General features: G+C 31.3%; 22 protein-coding genes, 2 tRNA genes and 1 pseudogene. 3 read left to right on the top strand and 22 right to left on the bottom strand.

The annotated features are described in order from the left end of the window. Positions 1-13: 13 nt before the first annotated feature. From bpSLO_RS01850 to bpSLO_RS01945, 20 genes are all read right to left on the bottom strand, one after another. Positions 14-1,438: an MGH1-like glycoside hydrolase domain-containing protein gene (locus bpSLO_RS01850; protein WP_025375405.1), complete on the bottom strand. Its 1,425-nt coding sequence runs from the start codon at positions 1,436-1,438 to the stop codon at positions 14-16. A gap of 277 nt (positions 1,439-1,715) precedes the next feature. Next, the gene (locus tag bpSLO_RS01855) at positions 1,716-2,729 is read right to left on the bottom strand and encodes a BMP family ABC transporter substrate-binding protein (protein WP_025407425.1); all 1,014 of its coding nucleotides are present in this window, start codon (positions 2,727-2,729) and stop codon (positions 1,716-1,718) included. A gap of 36 nt (positions 2,730-2,765) precedes the next feature. Then, a complete protein-coding gene (locus tag bpSLO_RS01860; RefSeq protein WP_025407424.1) occupies positions 2,766-3,836 on the bottom strand; it encodes a BMP family ABC transporter substrate-binding protein in 1,071 nt (356 codons plus the stop codon). A 164-nt stretch (positions 3,837-4,000) separates the two neighbouring features. Beyond that, positions 4,001-5,026, bottom strand: a complete 1,026-nt coding sequence (locus tag bpSLO_RS01865; protein ID WP_025375408.1) for a BMP family ABC transporter substrate-binding protein — start codon at positions 5,024-5,026, stop codon at positions 4,001-4,003. Between the two features lie 34 nt (positions 5,027-5,060). Next, positions 5,061-6,077, bottom strand: coding sequence for a BMP family lipoprotein (locus bpSLO_RS01870; protein ID WP_038447890.1), 1,017 nt, complete (start codon positions 6,075-6,077; stop codon positions 5,061-5,063). A gap of 77 nt (positions 6,078-6,154) precedes the next feature. Further along, complete coding sequence (gene rpsG / locus bpSLO_RS01875; protein ID WP_011772335.1) at positions 6,155-6,628, bottom strand: 30S ribosomal protein S7; 474 nt, start codon at positions 6,626-6,628, stop codon at positions 6,155-6,157. 14 nt (positions 6,629-6,642) lie between these two features. Further along, on the bottom strand, positions 6,643-7,017 hold the full coding sequence (rpsL, locus tag bpSLO_RS01880) for a 30S ribosomal protein S12 (protein ID WP_011772336.1): 375 nt from the start codon (positions 7,015-7,017) through the stop codon (positions 6,643-6,645). A gap of 62 nt (positions 7,018-7,079) precedes the next feature. After that, positions 7,080-11,213, bottom strand: coding sequence for a DNA-directed RNA polymerase subunit beta' (rpoC, locus tag bpSLO_RS01885; RefSeq protein ID WP_025375409.1), 4,134 nt, complete (start codon positions 11,211-11,213; stop codon positions 7,080-7,082). Between the two features lie 14 nt (positions 11,214-11,227). Then, positions 11,228-14,695, bottom strand: a complete 3,468-nt coding sequence (gene rpoB, locus bpSLO_RS01890; protein WP_025407423.1) for a DNA-directed RNA polymerase subunit beta — start codon at positions 14,693-14,695, stop codon at positions 11,228-11,230. Positions 14,696-14,780: 85 nt separating this feature from the next. Next, positions 14,781-15,152: a 50S ribosomal protein L7/L12 gene (gene rplL / locus bpSLO_RS01895; RefSeq protein ID WP_025375411.1), complete on the bottom strand. Its 372-nt coding sequence runs from the start codon at positions 15,150-15,152 to the stop codon at positions 14,781-14,783. Positions 15,153-15,228: 76 nt separating this feature from the next. Next, complete coding sequence (gene rplJ / locus bpSLO_RS01900; RefSeq protein ID WP_025375412.1) at positions 15,229-15,726, bottom strand: 50S ribosomal protein L10; 498 nt, start codon at positions 15,724-15,726, stop codon at positions 15,229-15,231. A gap of 10 nt (positions 15,727-15,736) precedes the next feature. After that, positions 15,737-16,411 (bottom strand): 50S ribosomal protein L1, encoded by a 675-nt coding sequence (rplA, locus tag bpSLO_RS01905; protein WP_025375413.1) that lies wholly within the window; start codon positions 16,409-16,411, stop codon positions 15,737-15,739. Next, positions 16,411-16,845, bottom strand: a complete 435-nt coding sequence (rplK, locus tag bpSLO_RS01910; protein ID WP_025375414.1) for a 50S ribosomal protein L11 — start codon at positions 16,843-16,845, stop codon at positions 16,411-16,413. Before rplK ends, rplA begins: the two co-directional genes overlap by 1 nt. Before the next feature lie 53 nt (positions 16,846-16,898). Further along, the gene (gene nusG / locus bpSLO_RS01915; protein WP_025375415.1) at positions 16,899-17,453 is read right to left on the bottom strand and encodes a transcription termination/antitermination protein NusG; all 555 of its coding nucleotides are present in this window, start codon (positions 17,451-17,453) and stop codon (positions 16,899-16,901) included. A gap of 9 nt (positions 17,454-17,462) precedes the next feature. Continuing rightward, the gene (gene secE, locus bpSLO_RS01920) at positions 17,463-17,633 is read right to left on the bottom strand and encodes a preprotein translocase subunit SecE (RefSeq protein WP_011772344.1); all 171 of its coding nucleotides are present in this window, start codon (positions 17,631-17,633) and stop codon (positions 17,463-17,465) included. 30 nt (positions 17,634-17,663) lie between these two features. Continuing rightward, positions 17,664-17,735 (bottom strand) — tRNA-Trp (locus bpSLO_RS01925). Positions 17,736-17,745: 10 nt separating this feature from the next. Next, a complete protein-coding gene (gene rpmG, locus bpSLO_RS01930) occupies positions 17,746-17,925 on the bottom strand; it encodes a 50S ribosomal protein L33 (RefSeq protein ID WP_024653877.1) in 180 nt (59 codons plus the stop codon). Positions 17,926-17,947: 22 nt separating this feature from the next. Continuing rightward, positions 17,948-18,020, bottom strand: a tRNA-Thr gene (locus tag bpSLO_RS01935). Positions 18,021-18,105: 85 nt separating this feature from the next. Continuing rightward, positions 18,106-18,957 carry a hypothetical protein gene (locus bpSLO_RS01940; RefSeq protein ID WP_025375416.1) on the bottom strand — a complete coding sequence of 284 codons (852 nt, stop codon included), beginning with the start codon at positions 18,955-18,957 and terminating at the stop codon, positions 18,106-18,108. An 11-nt stretch (positions 18,958-18,968) separates the two neighbouring features. Next, complete coding sequence (locus bpSLO_RS01945; protein ID WP_038447884.1) at positions 18,969-19,991, bottom strand: tetratricopeptide repeat protein; 1,023 nt, start codon at positions 19,989-19,991, stop codon at positions 18,969-18,971. Positions 19,992-20,066: 75 nt separating this feature from the next. Between bpSLO_RS01945 and bpSLO_RS01950 the strand changes: the two genes are divergently transcribed. Then, complete coding sequence (locus tag bpSLO_RS01950) at positions 20,067-21,374, top strand: SH3 domain-containing protein (RefSeq protein WP_241763463.1); 1,308 nt, start codon at positions 20,067-20,069, stop codon at positions 21,372-21,374. Positions 21,375-21,386: 12 nt separating this feature from the next. Then, the gene (locus tag bpSLO_RS01955) at positions 21,387-22,043 is read left to right on the top strand and encodes an ankyrin repeat domain-containing protein (RefSeq protein WP_025407421.1); all 657 of its coding nucleotides are present in this window, start codon (positions 21,387-21,389) and stop codon (positions 22,041-22,043) included. 50 nt (positions 22,044-22,093) lie between these two features. Here bpSLO_RS01955 and bpSLO_RS08070 read toward each other — a convergent pair. Further along, positions 22,094-23,575: pseudogene (locus tag bpSLO_RS08070) on the bottom strand (hypothetical protein). A 144-nt stretch (positions 23,576-23,719) separates the two neighbouring features. Here bpSLO_RS08070 and bpSLO_RS01975 point away from each other — a divergent pair. Beyond that, positions 23,720-24,910, top strand: a complete 1,191-nt coding sequence (locus bpSLO_RS01975; protein WP_025407420.1) for a dicarboxylate/amino acid:cation symporter — start codon at positions 23,720-23,722, stop codon at positions 24,908-24,910. Between the two features lie 26 nt (positions 24,911-24,936). Here bpSLO_RS01975 and proS read toward each other — a convergent pair whose 3' ends face one another. Further along, positions 24,937-26,403 carry a proline--tRNA ligase gene (gene proS / locus bpSLO_RS01980; protein ID WP_025375421.1) on the bottom strand — a complete coding sequence of 489 codons (1,467 nt, stop codon included), beginning with the start codon at positions 26,401-26,403 and terminating at the stop codon, positions 24,937-24,939. Between the last annotated feature and the right edge of the window lie 25 nt (positions 26,404-26,428).

Consider the following 26,428-nt stretch of genomic DNA (forward strand, 5'->3'; position numbering starts at 1 on the left):
GCCAAATTATTAATTAAAGCTTATCTAAAAGCATTGAACATCTACCTGAAGGTATAGGCAGAGTCTTTTCTTTTTTATTCAATATATTTATTGTAAAGTAATAAAGTTTTTCAGACTCCATTTTGATCTCCCAACCCCTCTTGCCCTTATTACATATAATTGTGGTTTGATTTTTTTTAAGTGATAAACTCTCTATTCCCATAACCTCAAGAGCAGGAATATTCCAATAGACTGTTTTATCGGGCAGACTAATTGTAAGTCCAATAATATTTTCTATCATCAGGCTAATACTAAAAAGTGCAAGATAACAAATAACATCTTTTTCTGGAAAAACCTTTTTCTCAACATCTAAATATGCAGGTCCATCTTTCATTGGCTTATAAGCCTCCCAAACATGTCCCTTAACTTTGCCATCAGGCAATAGAGTATCTAATATATAATAAAGATGTCTTATGGTAAATTCTCTTGCAATATTTGAACGTCTACAATATTCAAGTCCTTTAATAACAAAAAAATTCATATAAGTATAAACAGAACCATAATATCCATTTCCATCTAAATTAAAGCTAGGATCATTAGCTGAAAGAGTAGGAAAAGGATTTGGAGTTCCAAAGTGTTCATGACTTTTTAAATAAAAAATCATTCTCTCTATTCTATCTTCACTTGGAATTTCAGAGAGCAGTGGTAAAAATCCTACTATTGTCTTACACCTAACAATATTTTCGTTAATATCAAGATCATAATAAAAACCATCTTTTTCATCCCACATCAATGAATTAATTTTAGCCTTAAGAGAAAAAAATCTTTTTTTATACTCGAGGGATAAATTTTTATCATTTAATATGTCTGCCAATTTTGCAATACAATATGCACTGTGTACCTGAAATGAATTAAAATCTATCGGGTAATAAGCATCCTTTCTGGGAGAATTTTTATAAAAAATCCTATTCATATCAATTGAATAAAGGCCATTTTCTTTTAAAAACTTTTTCTCTATCCACTTATAATACTTATCAAGAACTGGTAAAACATCACAGATACGTTTCTTATTCCCTGTTTTATGATATAAATTGTATTCAACCCAAGCAAAAATGGGCAAGCCAATACCATCATCATTTCCTTCTATATGAACAATATTATTATTGCGGTCATAACGAGCTCTAATTGCACCAGATGCCTCTTGAAGCTCATAAAATTTATCAATAGTAGATGTGGGAGAATATTCCCCATTACTATAAACAAGAAAGAAGCTCGAAAGACAAGCTTGAAGTTGATCTATAAACTCAAGGTTTTCAGAATAATAGTTTTTATCCTTTCTACCCCTCTCCAAAGCTTGAGGAAAAACAATTTTGTCTCGAATCCAAGAAAGACTCTTATTATAAATATCAATAAAATCCTGATCGTAATAGTAAATTTTGGGAAACACACTCTTATTCAATGCTCGAACCTCTGAAAAACAAATATCAATCAACTCCTATTTATTATACATTATAATAATAACAATAATGAGACTGAAAACCAAAAATTTTAATATTAAACACAATTTTAAAGCTAAGCAATACCCAAGCAAAATAAATTAGCTAAACTATATATTGCAAACACAGATTGATATAACTTAAAATAAGTAAAAAAGCTTAGGTCTAAACGATAATCATCCAAGCCTAACTGATATTAAAAATGAAAATATATTCCTCAACAATTACTTAAAATGAAAACTAATTAATAAATTCTTTCAGGAATTTATTATAAGTACTCTCATTATTTGGAACAACAATCTTCCTGTTAATTATCTTTTCAGAAATATCATCTAATTCCTTTTCAAGCTTGAAAGAAATCATCTTAGGATTTTTAACAAAAGCTAAAAATCCCTCCCTTAATCCATAATTTAATATACGGCCCCCTTCAAAAGCATTAATTTTTAAGTAATTAGAAATTATAATATTCAAAATTCGTCCAATACCTTTTATTGAAGATGTAATTACACTCTCAGGTGCAAGATGTGACTGATCCTGATCAACTCCAATAACATAAAACTCATCTCCAAAGTTGCGAGCAGCCTCAATAACTCCAAGTCCAGCTAAACCCGCAACATGATAAATAATGTCTACTTTATCTGCATACATCTCATTTGCCATACTCTTTCCAGTATCAATATTAACGAAACTGCCAATATACTTATTATCAATATTGATGTTCCTATTTGCATACATAGCACCAGCTTCATATCCATACCTAAATGCATTAACAATTACATTATCAACTCCACCTAAAAATCCAATCTTACCCGTCTTAGATATCTTAGCTGCAATATAACCTACCAAAAATGCTCCTTCTTCATTTCTAAAAGTTATGGCTGACAAATTTTCAGGGATGACCAAATTACTATCATAAACAGGATCAATAATTACATATTTAATCTCTGGATTTTTTAAAGCAACAATAATAGCAGAATCACTAAGCTTATATCCAATTAACCAGATAAAATTTGAGCCATTATTCTTTAATGACTCAAGATCGGCTAAATAAGAATTTGAATTAGATTCCTTCATAACTATTTCCAATCCAAATTCTTTTTCTACTTTCTTAGCACCATCCCAAGCACTCTTATTAAAAGTCTTATCATCAAAGACTCCATCAACCAAAACGGCAATCTTAGTAAGATTACTATTCACTTTAGAATTAGAACATGAACAACACAAAATACATAAAATTAAAAATAAATTCTTCACATAATATCTCCCTTTAAACCAATCTAATTAAAAAGTTTATAATCTTGCCTTAAATAAATCAAATTCATGTTCAGTAGAAGGTATAATAAGTTTACCATTAACTATCTCATCCTGAATCTTTTTAATGGTATCAAATAAATTATTGCCAATAATATTAGGATCTTTGACAATATCTATAACGCCTTCTTTTACTCCTTCTTCAATTAGCCTCCCACCATTAAATTTGTGTTTTTTTATAGGATCTAATGAAAATTTATATATTGACTTTCCAACATCCTTAAGCACAGAAGTAATAACATGACCAGGTGCAAGGTGTGACTGATCTTTATTAATCCCAATTACGTAATGACCAGCTCCAAGATTCTTTGCAGCAGAAAAAACACCAAGTGCAGCAAGACCCATTACAGGAAAAATAACATCAACACCGTCCTCAATATACATATGCTCGGCAACAGATTTCCCAGAATATTCGCTAAATTCGTCTAAAACTCTCTTTACAATCATTCTTGTTTTAGGTTCTGCGTAAAAAGCCCCTGCTCTAAAGCCGACTAAAAATCTCTCAACATATTTAAGATTAATACCAGTCATAAATCCAATCCTATTACTCTTACTCATCTTAGCAGCAAGATAACCAGCTAAAAATGCTCCTTCTTCAGCTCTAAAATTAATAGCTAAAAAATTCTTAGGAATTAAAATATTATCATCATAACCAAAAGGATCTATAATTCCATAATAAATATTAGTATTTTCATGAGCAAGTCTTAAGGCAGAATCTGAAAAATGAGCACTAATAAACCAAATAAAATTGGCACCATCCTTTTGCAATGTGTAAACATCTTCTTCTAATGCTTCACTAACAGTCATTAACCTTTTGCCTTCAACAGGATAAGGTGTTAAAACTTTTGGAATAACCTTAGTTTCAAATTCTTTTCTTATTTCAATAGTACCCTCAAAAGCATTTTGGAAATATCCTTTATCATCAAAATTACCTGGAAACATGATTCCCATAATAATTTGTCTATCAACAAAAGAAGAAGACTCTTCTGAAGAAAAACAAGATACAAACAATAAAACAAATAAAATTATAAAATATAAATTTTTTGGCACAACCTATCCTCTCCTTATAAAATAGCTTTAAACATTTTTTAATTTTTAGAAAACTATCAATAAAAATAACAATAAGTTATAAATATCAAAATTTACCTTACATAAAGTAAAGGTAAATTTAAAAAAATAAACATTAATGAAATTGCCTCTATCTAAGCAAAAAATCAATTTAATAGATTATAAATCTCTAAAAACTTACTATATTCGTCAAGAGTACTTGGAACTGAAATATCGCCATTAATTATTTTATCTTCTATAATTTCAATCTCGACTTTAATATCACTCTTGATGGAATCATGCTTAACAATACTTACGAAATCGTTTTCAAGTCCTAATTTTAATACTTTCCCACCATCAAAATCATTCGTATTCAAATAATTCTTTGTTACTTCATAAATAGCTTTCCCAACATTTTTAACAACTGACGTTAAAATATTATCAGGTGCAAGATATGACTGATCTTGATCAACTCCAACAATATAATATCCAGTCCCAAGTTCCTTTGAAACCTCAATAGCACCAAGACCTGCAAGACCTGCTGCTACAAATATGACATCTGTACCATCTTTGTACATCTTCAAAGAAATAGTCCTAGCTAAAGATAAATCCACAAATGATCCCAAATACTGAGCATTTAACTTAATATCTTTATTTGCATATTTAGCACCAGCTTCATATCCATATCTGAATGCATTAATAACTACACCTTCCACTCCACCTATAAACCCAATCTTACCTGTTTTAGATGCCTTAGCAGCTAAATATCCAGCTAAAAAAGAAGCCTCTTCAACTTTAAATGAGAGGCCAATCAAATTATCAGATAATTTTATACCATCCTCATAAGTAACATCAACAATTCCATAATTAACATCTTTATTAAGGGTAGCGGCCTGCTCAGTAACTTCTTGAAGTCTAAAACCAACTCCCCAGATAACGCTGGAACCTTTATCTTTAAGATCTTCGAAATCACTCGCATAAGCAGCACTTGATGAAGCTTTGCCAATAATCTCAACTCCAAAATCTTCTTCTAGCATTTTAGCACCGTTCCAAGCATCCTCACCAAATGATTTGTCATCAAAAGTTCCTTCAGCTACCAGAGAAATGATGGGCTTTCCCTTAGAAATCAACGATTTTTTATCACAACTTAAAAAAGCTAACACAACAAAAATGAACATTATAAATTTATTCATGTAAAAACTCCTCATAGTCATATTAACTCTTATGTCACAGATTAACAACAAAGTCACCATAAGATTTTTCGTCTTTAGGAACTTTGATCTCATTACCAACTATTTTGTCTTTAATTTTTGAAATAAGATCATAATCTTTGATTAAATCTGAATTTATTGATTTATTAAAAACTAAATCAAGTGCTCCATCTTTAACTCCAAATTCTAAGCTATTTCCACCATTCCACTTGCCAAACTCTAGATAAGATCTCATTAAATCTAACATAACCACATCAACCCTCTTAACATATGAAAAAAGTATATTATTAGGTGCAAGATATGACTGATCCTGATCAACTCCAATAATGTAATGTCCACTTCCAAGCTCTTTTGCAACCTCAATAGCGCCAAGACCTGAGAGGCCTGCTGCTGTAAATATAATATCAACTCCAGAAGCATACATCTTACTTGCCATTAAATGGCCAAGAGAGATATCAGTGAAAGTCCCCACATACTGGGAATTTATCTCAATATTCTTATTTGCATATTTAGCACCAGCTTCATATCCATATCTGAATGCATTAATAACTACACCTTCTATTCCACCTATAAACCCAATCTTACCTGTTTTAGATGCCTTAGCGGCCAAATACCCAACTAAAAACGCTCCTTCCTCAGATCTAAATTTTACATTCACTAAATTTTTGGGCAACTCAACACCTTCTGCGTAAGCACCTTCAATAATTCCATAATTCACATTGGTATTTTCAAGAGCTTTTTGCAAAAACGTATCTGTAAACTTAAAACTAACTCCCCAAATTAAACTAGAACCACCTTCTTCCAATCCACCAATATCTGCTAAATAATCAGAAATCTTGGATTCTTTTCGAATTATATTAACTTTTTTAAACTCTTCTTTAATTTGAGTCATTGCATTGGAAGAACTCTCATTAAAACCTCTATCATCAAAGGTCCCATCGACAATGACAGAAATAGTATTAGACAGCGAAGCTTGATCTTGTGAACCTGAACAACCAAGAATAAAAAAGAACAAAAAAATTTTTTTTAACATATGTATATACCCCCCGATTAATTATATCCAAAATCAAAGAACCTCACAACAATATGTATTAAAAAGGTTTTTTACTATTACCATCTGTAATGTGTGAAGGCTCTATTTGCCTCTGCCATTCTATGAGTATCTTCCCTCTTTTTAAAAGCAACACCTGTTGAATTATAAGAATTAACAAGTTCATTTCCCAATTTTTCTTGCATTGATTTTCCACTTGCTTTTCTGGCAGCTGCAATAATCCACTTCATTGCCAAAGCCTCACGCCTTTCCTCTCTAACTTCAACTGGGACTTGATAAGTAGCACCACCAACCCTTCTACTTCTAACCTCTACCAATGGTTTAACATTATCTAATGCCTTACTAAAGGCAGCAACCTTATCAACTTCCTCAGTTTTTTCTGCAAGAAGATCAATTGAATTATAAACTATGGCTTCACTGATGGATTTTTTTCCATCATACATCATTCTATTCACAAATTTAGCAATAACTTGAGAATCATACTTAGAATCTTTAAAAACTTTCTTTTTAATTTTTTTACTCTTTCTTGACATACAACTTATACCTCTTAAGCTTTTGGTTTCTTAGTTCCATACTTAGAACGACCTTGCTTCCGATTATTAACACCAAGAGTATCCTTAGCTCCTCTGATGATATGGTACCTAACACCTGGCAAATCTTTAACTCGTCCACCTCTAATTAAAACAACTGAATGCTCTTGTAAATTATGACCAATCCCTGGAATATAAGCTGTTACTTCAAATCCATTTGAAAGCCTAACACGAGCTACTTTTCTTAAAGCTGAATTAGGTTTCTTAGGTGTAACCGTCATTACACGAGTACAAATTCCTCTTCGTTGAGGACAATTTTGAAGCGCAGGAGATGCTGTCTTTTCTTTTTGACTCTTTCTTGGCTTCCTAATTAGTTGATTGATTGTAGGCATCTATGCTCCCTTTTTCCTAATTTTACCAATAAATGGTATCAAATATATAATTTATTTTCAAGCTACATTTCAGAGCTTGAATTTTCCCTCACCTTAACTCTTTTATATAAATTCATACCTGTTCCGGTAGGAATTAAATGTCCAATCACAACATTCTCCTTAAGACCTTTAAGATCATCGACACTACCTGCAATTGAAGCATCTGTTAACACTTTAGTTGTTTCTTGGAAAGAAGCAGCTGAAATAAATGAATCGATATTAAGAGATGCCTTTGTTATCCCAATAAGGATTGGACTAGCTACTGCAGGCTCACCACCCTGTTCAATTACCCTTTTATTTTGCTCATAAAAAGTATGCTTATCTACCTTTTGATTATAAACAAAATTAGTATCACCTACAGATACAATCTTAACTTTCTTCATCATCTGTTTAATGATCACACCAATATGCTTATCATTAATACTTACACCCTGCTTCCTATAAACATCCTGAATTTCTGCCAATAAAAATTCTTGCAAACTAATTCCACCAAGGATTTCAAGAACATCATGAGGATTAATTCTTCCATCACAAAGCATATCTCCAGCCTTAACAACGTCTCCATCCCTAACTAAAAGATGTTTCCCAGCAGGAATATAATGCTTATGCTCAACTCCATACTCATCTAAAACATTAATGAGTCTTTTACCTTTTTGAATCGCTTTAAACTGAACAACTCCACTTACCTTAGCCATCTCAGTCAAATTTTTTGGAATTCTTGTTTCAAATAAATCATTAACTCTAGGAAGACCACCAGTAATATCTTGAGTTTTTTCAGAACCTTTGGAAAGTTTAGCAATGATATCCCCTATATCAATGTCTTGTCCATCCTCAACTTGCAGATAAGCATCCCCAGGAAGAACATAGGATGCAATCTCAATTCCTCTATCATTAATAATTAAAATCCTAGGATCAAGAGACTCAAAAACTTGATCCGTAATTCTCTTTTCAATATTTCCCGTTTCAAGGTTTATTTCTTCTTTAAGAGTTGTTCCTAAAATAATATCTTTAAATTTAACTTTTCCCCTTACTTCAGCAATAATTGGTTCCGCAAATGGATCAAATGTTCCAATTACACGCCCGGCCTCAACATAATCACCAACATTTACCTCAAGTTTCGTACCAGTCTTTAGAGATATCTCTTGCTCTTCAGAGACAATCATCAGCTTGTTATCTTTAATTTTAACATAACCAATATGAGATGATAATACATCAATACCATCCTTGCTTGTAAACAAAGGCATTCCCTTAATTACCTTTTGAGAATCTAATACCTTAAGTTCTTTAATATCCTTAATATCTTCTTCATAAATAACATTTATTACTCTTAAAGTTCCTTTTCTTGTAAAAAGCAATCCGCCATCAACTTGCACATTAAATCCCTCTAGTCCATTAAGAATGAAAGAGTTTTTAAGCGCAATCTTATCATCTTCACTACCAGCCTGTGCAACTCCCCCAATGTGAAAAGTTCTCATGGTAAGCTGTGTTCCTGGCTGACCTATTGACTGAGCTGCTATTATCCCAACAGCCTCTCCAATATTAACAGGCTTATTATTTGAAAAGTCACGTCCATAACATTTCTGACAAACTCCATGCTCAGCTTCGCAAGTCAAAACAGATCTAATTACAAGCTTGTCAATACCAACGGTTTCCAATAACTTTATCTTATCCTCTGTAATTTCTTCATTTACATCTAAAATAATCTCGCCCGTAATAGGACTTTTTATTCTCTCAATTGAATAACTACCAACGGCTTTTTCTCTTAAAGGCTCAACTATTTCTTCACCATGCTTTAAAGCCTCAACTTTTATACCATTAATAGTTCCACAATCTTCTATTCTAACAACAACATCTTGAGCAATATCTACCAATCTTCGCGTTAAATACCCGGCATCCGCTGTCTTAAGAGCTGTATCTGCAAGTCCCTTTCTTGCACCATTTGTAGAGATAAAGAACTCTATAACAGAAAGCCCTTCTTTAAAATTAGAAATAATTGGAAGTTCAATAATATCTCCAGAAGTTTTAGCCATCAATCCTCTCATTCCCGCAAGCTGTCTTATCTGATTTCTACTTCCACGAGCACCAGAATCTGCCATCATATAAATCACATTAAATCCATCTCTATCTTTTTTAAGAATTTCCATCATCTTATTCGTAAGCTCTTCATTTGTCTTTGACCAAACAGAAACAACATTGTTGTATCTCTCTTCTCCAGTAATAACACCTTTAGTATAATCATTCTGAATTTTTGCAATTTCTCTATTAGCCTTATCCACATATACTTTCTTTTCTTCAGGCACAATAATATCGCTCATACTTATTGTACATCCAAATTTAGTAGCATATTTAAACCCAAGCTCCTTAATAATATCCAACATCTCAATTACAATAGAGGAACCATACACAACATAAACTTCAGAAATCAAATTCTGTAATTCATAATCACTAAGGGTTTTATTTACAAATGAAATCTTCCCTGGTAAAGCCTCGTTAAATACAACACATCCTGCCGTAGTTTCTATATACTCACCATCAACCTTTACATAAATCCGTGCATTATAGTCTAGACTTTTATTATTAATCGCAAGAAGAACATGATTAAAATTAGAGAACTTACGCCCTTCTCCCACGACATTTTTCCTCTCCATAGTTAAGTAATAAAGACCTAATACAATATCTTGAGATGGGAATACAATAGGGTGTCCGTTTGCAGGATTTAACAAATTATTAGTTGACAACATCAAAGCCCAACTTTCAGCCTGTGCTGCAGGTGTTAAAGGAACATGTACAGCCATCTGATCACCATCAAAGTCAGCATTATATGCATGACAAACAAGAGGATGTAATTTAATTGCCTTTCCTTCAACTAACACTGGTTCAAAAGCTTGTATTCCCAGCCTGTGAAGTGTTGGGGCCCGGTTTAAAAGCACAGGATGCTCTTTAATAACATTGTCTAAAATCTGCCATACTTCATCTACTTCTTGTTCAATTAGACTCTTTGCTCGCTTTATGTTAAATACGGATTCACTCTCAATCAATTTTCTAATTACAAATGGTTTAAAAAGCTCAAGCGCCATCTTTGCAGGAATACCACATTGATGTAGCTTAAGTTCAGGTCCCACAACAATTACAGAACGACCTGAATAATCAACTCTCTTTCCAAGAAGGTTCTGCCTAAATCTACCTTGTTTACCCTTTAGTGCATCAGAGAGAGATTTAAGAGGTCTATTGGATGTACCCTTCACAACCTTTCTCTTATGAGAATTATCAAAAAGAGAATCAACTGATTCTTGTAACATTCTTTTTTCATTTCTGACAATAATCTCAGGTGCATTAAGAAGCAAAAGTTTTCTTAACCTATTATTTCTATTTATTACTCTTCTATAGAGGTCATTGAGATCAGAAGTTGCAAATCTTCCACCATCAAGCTGAACCATCGGTCTAATTTCTGGAGGAATAACAGGAAGAACATCCATAATCATCCATTCTGGCTTATTTCCAGAAACTTTAAAATTTTCAATGATCTCAAGACGTCTTAAAAGTTTTTTATCTGTCTTATCATCTTTATCAATCATCTGAAGTCTAAGCTTGGATGAAAGTTCATCAAGATCAAGGTTCTCAAGTAAAGTTTTAATGGCCTCAGCACCCATTGAAGCACTAAAAGACATCCCATATCTCTCTTTTGCTTCAGAATATTCATCTTCATTTAAAAGTTGCATCTTTTTAAGATCAGTATCACCTGGCTCAATTACGATATACTTTTCATAATAAAGAATAGAGTTTAAATTAGAAGCCGTAATATCAAGTAAAAGACCAATTCTAGAAGGAATATATTTATAATACCAGATATGAGCAACAGGAGCTGAGAGTTCAATATGCCCCATTCTCTCACGTCTAACTTTAAAATGAGTTACCTCAACATTACAACGATCACAAATAATACCTTTATACCTTATTGACTTAAACTTTCCACAATAACATTCCCATTCTTTAGTAGTTCCAAAAATTCTCTCGCAAAAAAGACCATCTTTCTCAGGTCTCAAAGTTCTATAGTTAATAGTTTCAGATTTTTTAACCTCTCCATAAGACCAACTCCTAATTTGATCAGGAGATGCTATCTTTATTCTTATCTTTTCAAAATCTTTTATCTCTTTCATAAAACCCTCAAAACCTAAGTTTTATTAATTAATTCCTCTTCCTTTTCTGTTAAAGGAATTTGATTGCCATTATCATCATAAATTGATAAATCAAAACCAAGACCTCTTAGTTCTTGCATCAAAACATTGAAAGATTCAGGAATTCCAGATACATTGGTAGGAATACCTTTAACAATATTCTCATATATTTTAACTCTACCTGACATATCATCTGATTTTACTGTTAAGAGCTCTTGAAGAGTATAAGCAGCTCCATAAGCTTCAAGTGCCCAAACTTCCATCTCTCCAAGCCTTTGACCACCAAATTGTGCCTTTCCTCCAAGAGGTTGTTGAGACACAAGTGAATAAGGACCTGTAGATCTTGCATGCATTTTATCGTCAACAAGGTGATGCAGCTTAAGCATATATATAATCCCAACCATTACCTCATTCTCAAATGGTTCCCCTGTATATCCATCATATAAAATTGCCTTTGATGTTTCATTAAATCCGGCTTTTTTCAACTTTTCTTGAACACATTCATTTGTAGCAGATTCAAACACAGGAACATCATAATATTCACTAAGATATTTACCAGCAAGACCAAGCTGAGATTCCATTAATTGCCCAATATTCATACGAGACGGTACTCCTAAAGGATTTAGACATATATCAAGAGGAGTTCCATCTGCAAGATATGGCATATCTTCAACAGGAAGGATCTTTGCAACTACACCCTTATTTCCATGTCTTCCTGCCATTTTATCACCCTCTTTAAGTCTCCTTTTCTTGGCAACATAAACCTTTAATATTTCGTCAACACCAGGTGGAAGATTACCAACATCATCTTTAGTAATTCTTTGAACATCAATTACAGTACCCTCAGTACCATGTGGTACTTTGAGTGAATTATTCTTAACATCTTTAGCCTTTTCACCAAAAATAGATGTCAAAAGCTTAAATTCAGGAGTAATGTCTCCCTCTGATTTTGGTGTAACCTTACCAATCAAGATATCACCCGGCTTTACATAAGTACCTATCCTTACAATTCCATTTTCATCAAGCTTATTTAATATCTTTCCACTAACATTGGGAATATCAGCTGTAACTTTCTCAGGCCCAAGCTTAGTCTCCCTTACCTCAATACTAAATTCTTTAATATGAATTGAAGTGTAAAGGTCTTCCTTTACAATTCTCTCCGAGATTAATATAGCATCTTCATAATTGAATCCATTCCAAGGGATAAAACCAACCAACAAATTGTTCCCAAGGGCCAGTTCTCCATATCTAGTAGCAGGACCATCAGCTATTATTTCACCCTTATTAACTACTTGGCCTTCCTTAATTAAAACTGAATGGTTAAAAGAAGTGTCCTGATTTGTCCTTTCATATTTTGCAAGTTCATATTCATCTAAATCATGCTCATCATTAGCATTATCAGGTCTGATAACTATTCTTTTGCTCGTTGCCAATACAACGGTACCTGATCTTTTTGCCTTAATAACAACACCAGAATCCTTTGCAACTATTCGCTCCATACCAGTACCAACAATAGGAGGTTGTGGAAATAACAAAGGAACTGCCTGACGTTGCATATTTGAACCCATAAGGGCACGGTTTGCATCATTATGTTCAAGAAAAGGTATTAATGCCGAAGAAACAGAAATTAACTGTCTAGGTGAAACATCCATATAATCAATATTCTTAGGAATCATTGTAGTATAATCACCAGAAACTCTAACAGAAATTAAATCATCAATATAATTACTCTCAGCATTAACAGCCGCATTTGCCTGAGCAATACATTTTTTCTCTTCATCAATTGCAGACAAATACTCGATCTCATCAGTAACCTTGCCATTAACTACTTTTCTATAAGGGGTTTCTAGAAACCCATAATCATTCACCTTTGCATACGTAGCTAAAGAAACAATAAGCCCAATATTTGGGCCCTCAGGAGTTTCAATAGGACACATTCTACCATAATGGGTATAATGCACATCCCTTACTTCAAAACCTGCACGATCTCTTGAGAGTCCTCCGGGACCTAAAGCATTAAGACGCCTTTTATGCGTTAATTCAGCTAAAGGATTAACCTGATCCATAAATTGTGAAAGCTGACTGGTTGCAAAAAATTCTTTAACAGCAGAAACAATCGGCTTAACACTTATTAATTCTTGGGGTTTAAGATTAAACACTTCTTTATTAGACATTCTATCTTTTGCAATTTTTTCTACTCTTGACATTGCGCCTTTATATATATTTGTAAGCAATTCACCAACAGAACGAACTCTTCTATTTCCAAGATGATCAATGTCATCAAGAACATCATGCCCATCATATATTCTTAAAAGATGAGATATCGTATTTACTATATCTGTAATAGTAAGAACTGAAGTCGTTAAGTCATTAAGACCAAACTTTTTAGAAAGCTTATATCGTCCCACATGACCAAGATCATATCTCTTCTCTGAAAAAAACACAGTTCTTAAATCATTCTCAGCATTATCAATGGATATTGGCTCTCCAGGTAAAAGCACACTATAAACCGCAAGCATCACAGATTCCCTTGAAAGCTCCTTAAAACCATCCTTTAAAGAAAAATAAGCATCTTCCTTCTCGAAACAGTTCAAAATAACATCGGAACTGATAAAATGTTTGCCAGGAACACTATCATATCCATCAAAATCAATAAGATTTATTTCTTTTACCCCATTTTGCAAGAAATCTTCAATATCTTGCAAAGTTATTTTATCACCTGCACGATAAGTCATATTTTCTTTTATGGTAATGTTTACTGCTAAATATTGCCCTGTAATTTCTCTTTTAGTATCGTCATTTACTTCAATTTTTTTAATCTTATAAAAAGTTTCAATTATCTTTTCTCTAGTATCAAGACCTAAAGCTCTTAAGAAAAGAGTAACAAGTATTCTTTTTTTTCTGTCTATCTTAACATAAAGGTAATCTTTTTTTGAGTCGATCTCAAATTCCAACCAAGAACCACGATAAGGAATAATACGAGCATAATACAAGTCTTTTTCCTTGTAAAAAACAACCCCAGGGGATCTATGAATCTGCGATACAATTACTCTCTCAGCACCATTAACAATAAAAGTCCCTCTATCAGTCATTAAAGGAATAGTCCCCATATAGACATCTTTTTGTCTTATCTCTCCTGTTGTTAGAAACTGCAAATTTAATCTTATCTTTAAAACAGCCTCATAACTTTGGCCCTTTCTTTTGCATTCTTTTTCAGTAAAACTAAGAGAATCATATTCAACATAGTATTTCTCATATTCAAGCGCAACGTCACCATTGCTACTTTTCATAGGAAAAACATCCCTAAAAACAGATTCAAGGCCTTCATTAAGCAAAGGTTTATTATTCTTTAATCTATCAAGCTGCAAAAATTTTTCATAAGAATTCAATTGTATTTCTATTAGGTTAGGTAAGTCTAAGATTTCTTCGGCTTTTCCTTGTCCTAGATGAACCCTTTTTATCATTAAAAGACTCCTTTTTTAAGACACAATAAACCACATGCCACTAAAATGACATGTGGAATAACAATTCTGGCATATTTTTAATGTTTTATTTAATTTCAACTTTTGCACCAACTGCTTCTAGTTTCTTCTTTATATCCTCAGCATCTGCTTTTGAAACACCTTCCTTAACTGCCTTAGGTGCAGATTCAACTAAAGCTTTAGCCTCTCCAAGTCCAAGTCCAGTAACAGCTCTTACTTCTTTAATAACGTTTATTTTACTATCTCCAAAAGACATAAGCATTACATCAAATTCAGTTTGTTCTTCAGCATCACCTGCAGCAGAACCAGATCCAGTAGCAACAGCAACTGCAGCAGCAGTAACTCCAAATTTTTCCTCAATAGCTGTTATAAGCTCAACAACTTCAGATGTCTTGGCTTCCTCAAGCCATGTTAAAATATCTTCTTTACTTAGTGCCATATTAACTTAACTCCTTTCATTCACATTATTTCAAACAGTGATAGCATGCACTGTATTAAGACTAACACTGTTCTGATTAAACTTTAACATCTTTAACATCAGATAAAGCCTTTAAAGTTCTTGCAAGTTTTGAAATTGGTGCTTTAAGCACACTCATAAATAAAGAAATAGATTCCTTTTTAGTAGGAAGTTTACTATACGCATTAAGTTTAGCCTCATCATAAACCTCTCCTAAAACAAAACCTCCCTTAACTTTTAAAGAACTAGTTTTAACAAACTCATAAAAAATTTTTGCAATCACATTAGCTTCATCAACAGCGGTAACAACAGCTGTTGGTCCTAAAAGATAAGAATCAAGACCTTCCATATGTTTATCTTTTAAAACACGCTTCATTATATTGTTTTTTACAACCTTTAATTCACCCTTCTCATTTTCAACTCTATTTCTCAACTCAGTAAGCGTTGCTACTGTTAAACCCCTGTAATCTAGAAAAAAAACATTATCCTTACCATCTAAAAACTCTTTCAACAAATTAAACATTTCAACCTTTTTAGGATTTATCTTTGCATGCATAATTCAACTCCTAAACAAAATCAATCTTCACAGAAGGTCCCATGGTAGATGACATATAAACACTATCTACAAAAGTACCTTTTAAATCGCTTGGGCGTCTTTTAAGTAATTCCTTAATAAATTCATCATAATTTTCCTTCACCTTATTATTATCCATAGAAGATTTACCAACAGAAAAATTGATAACACCATTTTTATTTGCCCTAAACTCTGTACGTCCCTTCTTAAGACTAGCTATTGTACCCTTTAAATCATTTGTAATCGTTTGTGTCTTAGGATTTGGCATTAAACCTCTCTTACCTAAGATAGGACCAAGCTTCCCCACATCTTTCATCATATCAGGTGTTGCAACAACAACATCAAACTCACTAAAACCACCTTTAACCTTATTAATAAGATCATCATCTCCAACATAAGTAGCACCAGCTTCCCTTGCTTCCTCAGCTTTATCACCCTTTGCAAAAACAAGTATTCGCTTTTCTCTCATAAACTGATTTGGCAAAACAACTGTATCTCTAACTGTATGATTCTTCTTTAAATTGAGATTAACAGATACATCTATAGTTTCATCAAATTTAACAAATTTGATCTCTTTTAATAAAGAGATTGCATCATCTATGCTGTAAGATTTAAGCTTATCTACCTTAGATAGAGCCTGAATATATTTTTTTCCACTCTTAGCCATTATTTTTCCACCTCAACACCCATAGAACGAGCACTCCCTGCAATGATTTTAAATGCAGCAAGTTCAGTTTTTGCATTTAAATCAGGCATCTTAACCCTTGCAATTTCCATTACTTTTTCTTTTGATATAGTTCCAACCTTTTCTGTATTTGATTTTTTAGAACCTGTCTCTATACCAACAGCCTTCTTAATCAAAACTGAAGCCGGAGGAGTTTTTACAATAAATGAAAAACTCTTATCAGCATAAACAGTAATAATAACAGGAACGATAATCCCTGGCTCCATTTTTGCTGTTCTCTCATTAAATTCCTTAACAAACTGAGGCCCACTAACACCATGAGGTCCAAGGGCTTGACCTATCTTAGCTCCTGGAGCAGCTTGAGCAGCTGGAACTTGAAGCTTAATCCAAGCAACTTCTCTTTTTTTCTTAGACATAAATAACTCCTTATGGTAATAACGCCTTTAAGCTCCCATTAATATACTAATTATTAAACTTTTTCTATATGCTGAAAATCAACCTCAACAGGAGTTGATCTCCCAAAAATTTGAACTGCAACCTTCAATTTCTTTTTTTCATAGTCGATAGATCCAATAACACCCTCAAAAGAATCAAAAGGACCTCCTTTAATTCTAACTTTCTCACCTTCTTCAAAATCATAAAGTATAAAAATAGATTTATCTGCCTTAATCTCTCCAGCAAGCATAAAAACACTCTTAACTTCCTCATCACTAATTGGAAAAGGTTTTTGCTCTTTATTAGTACCAACAAAATTGACAACACCCGGTATCTTAATAATATTAGCTACAGTGCTTTTCCACTCCTGTTCAGGCAGATCTAACTCAATGAGAATATAACCCGGCCAAATCCTTCTCTCCCGTATCCGCTTTTTTCCGTTTTTTACCTCTTCTACCCTTTCAATAGGGGCCTTAACATCTAAAACATTACTACCAAAAACGCCCTCACTGATCAAAAGTTTTATCTCTTGTTCTACCTTTCTCTCATACTGAGAAAAAGTCTGTAACACATACCAGGCCCTGGACATAATCTTTCCTTAAAATACATAAGTTATAGCAAGATACATGATATAATCTACTATACCTAAAAAAATAGAAATAAAAACAACCAACCAAAAAACCTGTTTTCCGCTGCCTATTACTTCACCATACTTAGGCCATGTTATTTTTTTAAGTTCCAAAACACTCTCTTTAACAAATTTAAACATTTAAAAGCCTCTCTTTAACAATACAGACAACAGGCCAGGAGGGACTCGAACCCCCAACATGCGGTTTTGGAGACCACCGTTCTGCCCTTGAACTACTGACCTATCACTTTAATTATTTTATTTTACCTTCTTTATGAAGAGTATGCTTCCTGAGAACTGGACAATACTTCATTAATTCTAATTTTTCTTGTTTATTACGCCTATTCTTAGTAGTCGTATAATTTCTAATTCCTGTTTCCTCACATACTAAAGCTATAAGCTCAACAGCACCTTTACCTTTCTTCTTGCCCATAATAACACTCCTGACTACAAAAAGCCCTCAATCGGATTTGAACCGACGACCGCCACCTTACCATGGTGGTGCTCTACCACCTGAGCTATAAGGGCATTACTTCCCTTTATAATAAACTCTTATATCATGTTAATTTATTATCTTAAAAAAGACAAGCCCCCAAACTATATTTCCAGACTCTTATTTAATAACAACAAGCTTACCCTCTCTTAAAAGATTAACAGTATTTTTATTTGAAAATATCTTATTAATAGAATACTTATCAAGTATGATATCTGAATGATTTTTACCATAAACTCCTTTAGCAATTAACCTTAAAGGATAATTTCCAACTCTATCTTTATTTTTATAAGAGATGTCATTCGTATATTCAAGCATTCCCCACTTCCTAAGTGCATCTGGCTCAACCATTTTTTTATCAAAATAAAGCTTAATATTTTCATCATAAATCTTAATAAAAAAAGCATCAGTTAATTTTACAACGCCACCTGAGGAAAATTGATAATCATCGCCAGCATAAATAATAATTCCAGTATAAACAAATTGATCAACACTTGTATTCATCAATGGATAAAAAGCCATATAAGGCTTACTATGAGCTATAAACAAGTTCACAAAATCAGGAAAAAGACAAAGCTCATATCTAACAGTTATGCTTTTCAAATCTTCTGAATATTTCGTATATCCTCTCTTCAAAATGCTATCAAGTCCTGAAAAATAAAGTATTAAATGGGGATCAGAATCAAAATAATCCTTAAAAGTATTATCAGAATCAATTATCATTTCAAAAAGAGACTGTCTTATTAAAGTATCCTTAAAATCATTAACGCTAAACACTAATCTAGACGTAGAATCAAGCCCAACTCTGCCAAATTTATCCTCATCTACCGGTTTAATAATATCAAAATAAATGATCTTTGTATCCCAATCAATTGTTCTCTTTATGCTAGACTTAGATAAAGAATCATTTACAATAGAGACATTAGAATAAAATAAAAATAAAAAACTCAAAAGTCTACTTAGTAAATTCACATTAAAACTCCCTACTTTTTCCCCAGATAAACACCTATCCAAGCCCAACCATTATTAATTTCTGGATCTTTTGGATAAGAAATTTTTTTAAAGACAAAATACCATTCCCAAATGTGCTCCCAACCACTAGATCCAAGATAAGATATATCATCACTAGAATCGGCCTCAAAACTACTTGCAAACTGTATTCCATTCCTTCGCCTACTTCCAAGCTTAATCATCGTTGTCAAAAAACTGTTTGTATTAATTGAATTGCTTTTACCACCCCTTTGATCCCAACTTTGAATAAAAAAATTATGTTTATCCCTTATACTCAATAATTTTGTGGTATTCCCAGAAAAAATATATCTTTTAACATCTTGAATCAAGTCATTTAAATTTCTATAAATTATAAAATCTGGATTATTATAATAATTAATCTTAGTAATCACACCAGAATAGTCTATTGAATCTATTCTTAAGTCTGACCTTGGTATTGAAAGCAATTTATTATAATAAAAATACGCCTCATCATAATTTTGAATATTCTCTAAACTTAAAGCAAGATTGTAATAATAATTACCCCTATCTGCATTAGTAAGACTTTCTGCATGATTATCAAGCAATAGCTTATAATAACGTATTTTGTGCCTAGCTTCAATATTTAAATTGATAACTCTTTTTGCAATATCTAATTTTACAGAGCTATTTTCATAAATGTAATCATCAAAATTATCAACAACATATCTATAATAGGTAAACGCCACTAAGTCTTCCTTAATGGAAGAATATATATTACCCATCAAATAAAAATATAAGGGATAATATTCTCTACTCTCATCATGAGCAATTTCTTGATTTACAGACCTTAAAGCATCTTGATAATCTTTATTGCGCATATGAATATCGACTATCCTATCAACAATAAGAAATCTATCTAAACCTTTTTTACTTGACTCTTCTAAAAGACCTAAGAGACTTTGAATTTCGCTCTGCTTAATCTTACAACAGCTAAAAACCAGCATTAGTCCAAACGCTTGAATTAATAACTTCATTATTTTTATTATATAATAAAGGTCATGTATAACAAAACACACCTTAAGGTCAATAAAAACTATCAGGATTTTAACATGAATAAAAAATTAATTTATATCTTATTGCTAATATTATTTTTATCTTGTTTTAATAAAAACAACAAATATGGTGTTGTCCTAGACTCAAAAAATAGAGAAAAATTGCCAAATGGCTCACTTGTCAAAATAGAAGATGCTAATCAAGAGAAACAAACAGTAACAATAAACTATAATGGAATAAAATTTATCGTACATAAATTTACGATAGAAGAGTTTCAAACAAAAAAAGAAGCAGAAAATTTCAAGCTAAGTATTCAACCATACGTAAACAAATATGCCATAAGTAAAAAAGATCTCTTACCCTTAAGAACATCTCCAGACAGTTATAGAGAAAACATAATATATAGAATTTCGAAAGAAGCTATATTGAAAATTATACACATCGGGAAAGAAACAGAAGCAGGATCCCTTAAAGGAAAATGGCTATACGTCTTAACAAAAGATGGATATAAAGGTTATGTTTTTGATTATGCACTTGAGGTTTTCGATAATATTACAGGTACAATACTCACAAGTCCACTAGATCAAGTCTCACAGAATGACATAATCAATACATTTAAAAATATTAAATACTTAAGACCACTTTACTATGAAAAAATGATCGCCTATAACACTTATAACACTAACTTACTAAGAGAAGAGTATGGGTTGTTTTTTACTCCCAAAAATGAAATAAAAATCAATATACCTGAATTAAGCTTACATTTCAAATTCGATGTTGTTGAGGAAGTAAAACCTAATGGGTTTTTATTTAGATCTAAAACTTCAGAGGAAGATTTTATTCTCTTAACAAAAGAAACTCAAAATTACTACAAGTCAATCATAAAAGTTAAAGAACATAATTTTGAGTCAAAATTCGTTATTATTGAACAAAATGTCGAAAAAATTATCCTTGAATCAAAAAAACAAAATCAAAATCTAATAAATAGATTAATATCTTATGGAACATTAATAAATACACAATACGGAAATATTGAATTTAAGAGCGATCAAACTTTCGTTTGGAAAGTAGATAAAAAAATTTATAATTTTCCAAGTTCTGGAACATTTGAAATAATAGGGCTTAGTCCAAATTTACAAATTTCATATAAAAAAGCTATCAAATTAATGACTAAGGAAAGCAAAAAATATTTTTGTCTACTAGACTATACAGACAATGCCTTACAACTCATATTCATATCCCCTAAAAATGTTAAAGACGATTTAATAATAATTGATGACAAGGATAAAATTGCAGTTATACTGTTTAATAATGCTCAGTCTAATCAAGATATAATTAAAAAACAATCTCAGAAAACTATTTAAAGGTAAAAGTCAATGAAAATAATATTCATACTACTATTAACACAATTTATTACATTCTTAAATGCAAATGAAAACACAAAAATAATAAAAGAATTATCAAAAACAATTTATAATCTTAGCAATAAAGAATATGAAATAGATAAAGCAAAGCTAGACAGTTTTATAGAGTCAATAGACCTAAATAATACCAATATTTTAAAAGAGTTACAAAAAATAAAAAATGATTTTCTAATCACATCTGTATACTTCCAAAATATAAAAGGTACTTTAATAGCCCTAAATCTCTCAGCAGAAATAAATTTTCAATACAAAATATCTCCTCTATCAATTTCAATAATCAATAATGATTTTCAGACTACCAAAACATTAATAGACTACGGAATTAAAATCAACCAAATAGACGAAACAGAATATCCATCAATATTTTGGGCAATATACCTAAACAATGAAAAAATATTTAATCTTTTAAAAGAAAAAGGAGCCGACTTAAGCCTTGCTCTTAAAAATGGAAAAACACCTATACAAGCCGCAATAGAAATTGAAAATATTAATTTAATCGAGCTACTACTTAAAAAAAATGCTTATATTAAAGATAAATACAAAAAACAAATTAAGAATTTAAAAAACAAAAATATAAAAAACATCCTAAAAAAGTACAAAATAATATAAAATAATTAATACTCACTTGACATTTTAATATTTTTATCTTTTTCAAAAAGTTACCTATATAAAAAAGATTTCTTACTAAGCTCCTCCTTTTAATCTTTAGAAAAAGGAGCATTGCACCACATTATTCCGTAAACCATCTTCTCAACTTTTTGAATTCCCTTGCTTTCTTTATCTAAACAAAGAAAATAGTCATCTAAAAAGAAATTTTTAATATTACCTTTCTTAATAAATTTAGAATAGTATTCATAATACTGACCGGTTATCCCTGTTTCCATCCACCTAAAAGATGCTTGATCTTTTGCAAGTTCCCAAAAAAAATCTCCAATATCTAAAATGATAGCTTTTCTTAAATCTTTAGCATACATAGGTATTAATATTTTACCTCGTCCCTTAGCTCGATTTTTAACATCAACAGACTTCCAACAAATTCCCCTCTCACCATAAGATGATATTAATATAAAATAAGGAACAATCCTTAATAAATCTTCTTTATAACTTTTATAAAAAATTCTAGGCTGAATATTTTCAATTTCTCTAACAAGCTGAATGACTCTTTCTCTACTACCAAAAAATTGAGGATTTGCAATCACATTATTTTTAAATAATATTGGAAAGTGATTACCCCTAGGTCCAATAGTGAGTTTATTAGCCTCCATTAAAGATCCAATCTCTTCAACTGCAATAGCATAAGAATTGGGAATATCAATTTCTTGGATTTTATCTTTAATCTCAAGAAGCTCCTTATTTGCCTTCTCAATCTGAGACATTAAAGATACAATCTCCTTGTTAGCTTTTACAAACTTATCAATATAATGAGAAGCAAAATTTAAAGGTTTTCAAATATCATAAGAATAAATTTTGCTTACTATACATTTATTTGTAAATATTTCATCATTAGATGACGTCTCAACAAATAAAAACTTAAAGATATTATTTAGATTAGCAATAGCTTCAGCTATTACCTTATCACTTTTATTAAGCGTACTCTTTGTAAAATCAATATTGGCCAAAAGCTTTTCTCACTTATTAAACAATATCCTATTAATGTCGTCATCTTTAATGCTTCCCATTGATTCATCGGTCGAAAGCTTTCTTAATTTCAATTCATTAACGCCATAAATCCATTCACCAAAATAGATAAATGGTTCATTATAATTATTGTCCCAAATAGTCTTGGAAATTAAAGACTTAAGTTTACTGCCAAGAGCATTTGGAAGAAGGGCAGCAAATCTCAATAAAACTTTTTGTTCAATTGTCAAATTCAAAATATTTTCAGCTATTGATTTTAATAATCCCCAATAAATATTAATTATTTGTCTATATTTGGCAACCCTGTCACCTTCTTGAACTGACTGTAAACTTAAATAATCTAACAACGCTTTATAAAGCCTAGAACCAATATCCTTATCACTTAAAATAAGATTTTTATAATAATAATTCGCAAAGAACTTTTTATCATGTTCTTCTAACGAATTAATCTCTGGTAACTTTAAATTCAAATCTGTATTGACTAATTCAGGATACTTGTACAAGAACTTTCCTCTCCAAAATCGGACTTACTTATATGTTTTAATAATAAATAATATTAATATTACCAAAGTTTATATTTACAAAAAAATCTAGTAAGATTTATTATGCTATAAATACTATTTTTCAAACTCGCAAAGGAACAATTTATGAATACAAAAGTAAAATTTTCTCTAATTATACCTATTGGAATACTGCTTGGATTATTTTTTCCTTCTGGGGCTTACAATACACTCTCACACATCTTCATAAGATTAGCCTATCTCTCCTTAATCCCTTTTTTAATATTCTCAATCCCACTTGGTATAGAAAATATTATTGAAAATAAAAAATTCAGAAAATTATTTGGAAAAACAATCTATTATGGAATCTTAGTTAATATTATAGGAATAATCATATCAATTGTAGTTGCAACAATATATTTACCACAAAGAATTCCAATATTAGATAAAAATATTCAAAATATATATACATTTGATCAAACAGTATTTCTTGAAACATTTTTCCCAAAAAATATTTTTATAATATTTACAAATAACAATCCAAATCTTTTAAGTATTTATATTGTATCAATAATTATTGGTGCTAGTTTTTATTATGCAAAACAAAAGGGAAGAATTGCTAGAGAACTTATTTTAAGCTTTTCAAATCTTTTTTATCATGCAAACGGGATAGTTGTTAAACTATTACACTTCGGGATTATTTTTATTACAGCAGCATATACTACTAACTTAAAAAATTTTAAAAATTATCAATACTACATAGATAGCATAATTTTTTTATCATCATGGACAATCATTATTATACTAATAATAATTCCAATGATTAGCTATAGATTAACCAAAAATTTTAAATTATCATATAAGAACATACTAATATCCATCCAAAATATAATATTTGCGGGTTTAACAATGGATGCTTATGCCCCTTATTCTGTTTTAATAGAAGATATTAAAAATGAAAGAATAAATATAAAAAAATCGATAATCACAAACATACCAATAATCAACTTTATCTCTAAATCTGGAACAATTTTTATTTCAACAATTTCATTTTTTATTATTTTAAAATCTTATTCTAGTTTGCCTATATCAATTTACGAAATAAGTTATATGAGCACATTGGCATTTCTTTTTATTTTCGCATTCCCACACATACCAAACAGTTTAATTTATATAATTACAATGCTATGCTCAACTTATACAAAAGGAATTGAACTGAGCTACTCTAACATAATTCCAATACTTCCAATTTTAACATCTCTAGCTTTAATGATCGATTTCACTTCCAATATTGCAATAATACAAATAATAGATTTCAATGAATTAAAAGATACCTAATGTTTAGTTTTTAAATAAACTAAACATTAATAAGATCTTGCAAATAAAACAAGATGCTTGGCTGCTGTATGGCAATAAATACAAGTTAGATTATTTAAAGGCCTATTTTGAAAATCTTCAGGAATGCATCGTATTGTAGCTTTTGTATCATTTTTAATACTCTCTTCACATACTTCATTTCCACACCATGAAGAGAGTACAAATCCTAAATGCTCATTGATATAAGTCTTAAAAGTATCATAGTCATCCTCTTTAAACCCAATAATTTCTTTGGTATGCAAATTTCTAAACTCTAATGCTCTATTAAATAATTCACATTGCATAGTTTCAAGCTCATGTCTCATTTTCGATGGCAACTCTTTAACTGATACTTGATACTTAGAGTTTTTATCTTGATCCCTTCTTGCAACAGTAACACAGTCCATAAGAATATCATTAGAACCTACTTCAATTCGTATTGGGATTCCTTTAAGTTCCACAGCAGCAAATCTAAATCCTGGTGAATTTTTGACATCTCTATCAAGCTCAACTCTAAACCTTGCTTCTTTTAAAAGATTAAAAATAGTAGTAGAATACTCAAGAATTTTTTTATTAACTTCATCATCTCTTTTAAAAATAGGAACAATAATAATTTCAATTGGTGCTATTTTTGGTGGCAATATTAAACCCTTACTATCAGAATGAACCATAATCAATGCCCCAATTAACCTAGTCGAAACTCCCCAACTAGTAGCAAAAACATAATCCATCTCACCTTTCTTATTTTGAAACTTAACATCAAAAGCCTTGGCAAAATTTAATCCCAAATAATGAGATGTTCCTGCTTGTAAAGCTTTCTTATCTTGCATTAATGCTTCAATTGTGTAAGTAGACACAGCACCTGCAAATTTTTCTCTTTCTGTCTTTTGTCCACAAAATACAGGAATAGCTAAGTAATCTTCAATAAACCGTTTATAAAGGTTTAAAATAAACAAAGTCTCTTCCAAAGCTTCTCCAGAAGTTTCATGTGCAGTATGACCTTCTTGCCATAAAAATTCAGTGGTACGAAGGAATGGTCTTGTTCTTTTTTCCCAACGAATAATATTTGCCCATTGATTTATTTTAACAGGCAAATCTCTATAAGATTTTATCCATTTGCTATACATGTTCCAAATAATTGTCTCCGAAGTGGGTCTTAAAACTAAAGGCTCTGCTAATTCTTCACCACCAGCAGTTGTTATAACAGCAAGTTCCGGTGAGAATCCCTTAACATGTTCTCTTTCTCTCTCCAAAAACTCATAAGGAATAAGCAATGGGAAATATGCATTCTCATGCCCTGTCTCTTTAAATTTATTATCAAGTATGCTCTTAATTTGCTCCCAAATAGCATACCCATAAGGCATAATAACCATACAACCTTTAACAGGACTATAATCAATAAGTTTTGCCTTTTGTACTATATCTAAGTACCACTTAGAAAATTCCTCTTCCTTTGAAGAAATAAAATTACCCATAAACCTCACCCTTTTTGAAAAATCC

This window comes from Borrelia parkeri (assembly GCF_023035815.1).
Taxonomy (GTDB): Bacteria; Spirochaetota; Spirochaetia; order Borreliales; family Borreliaceae; genus Borrelia; species Borrelia parkeri.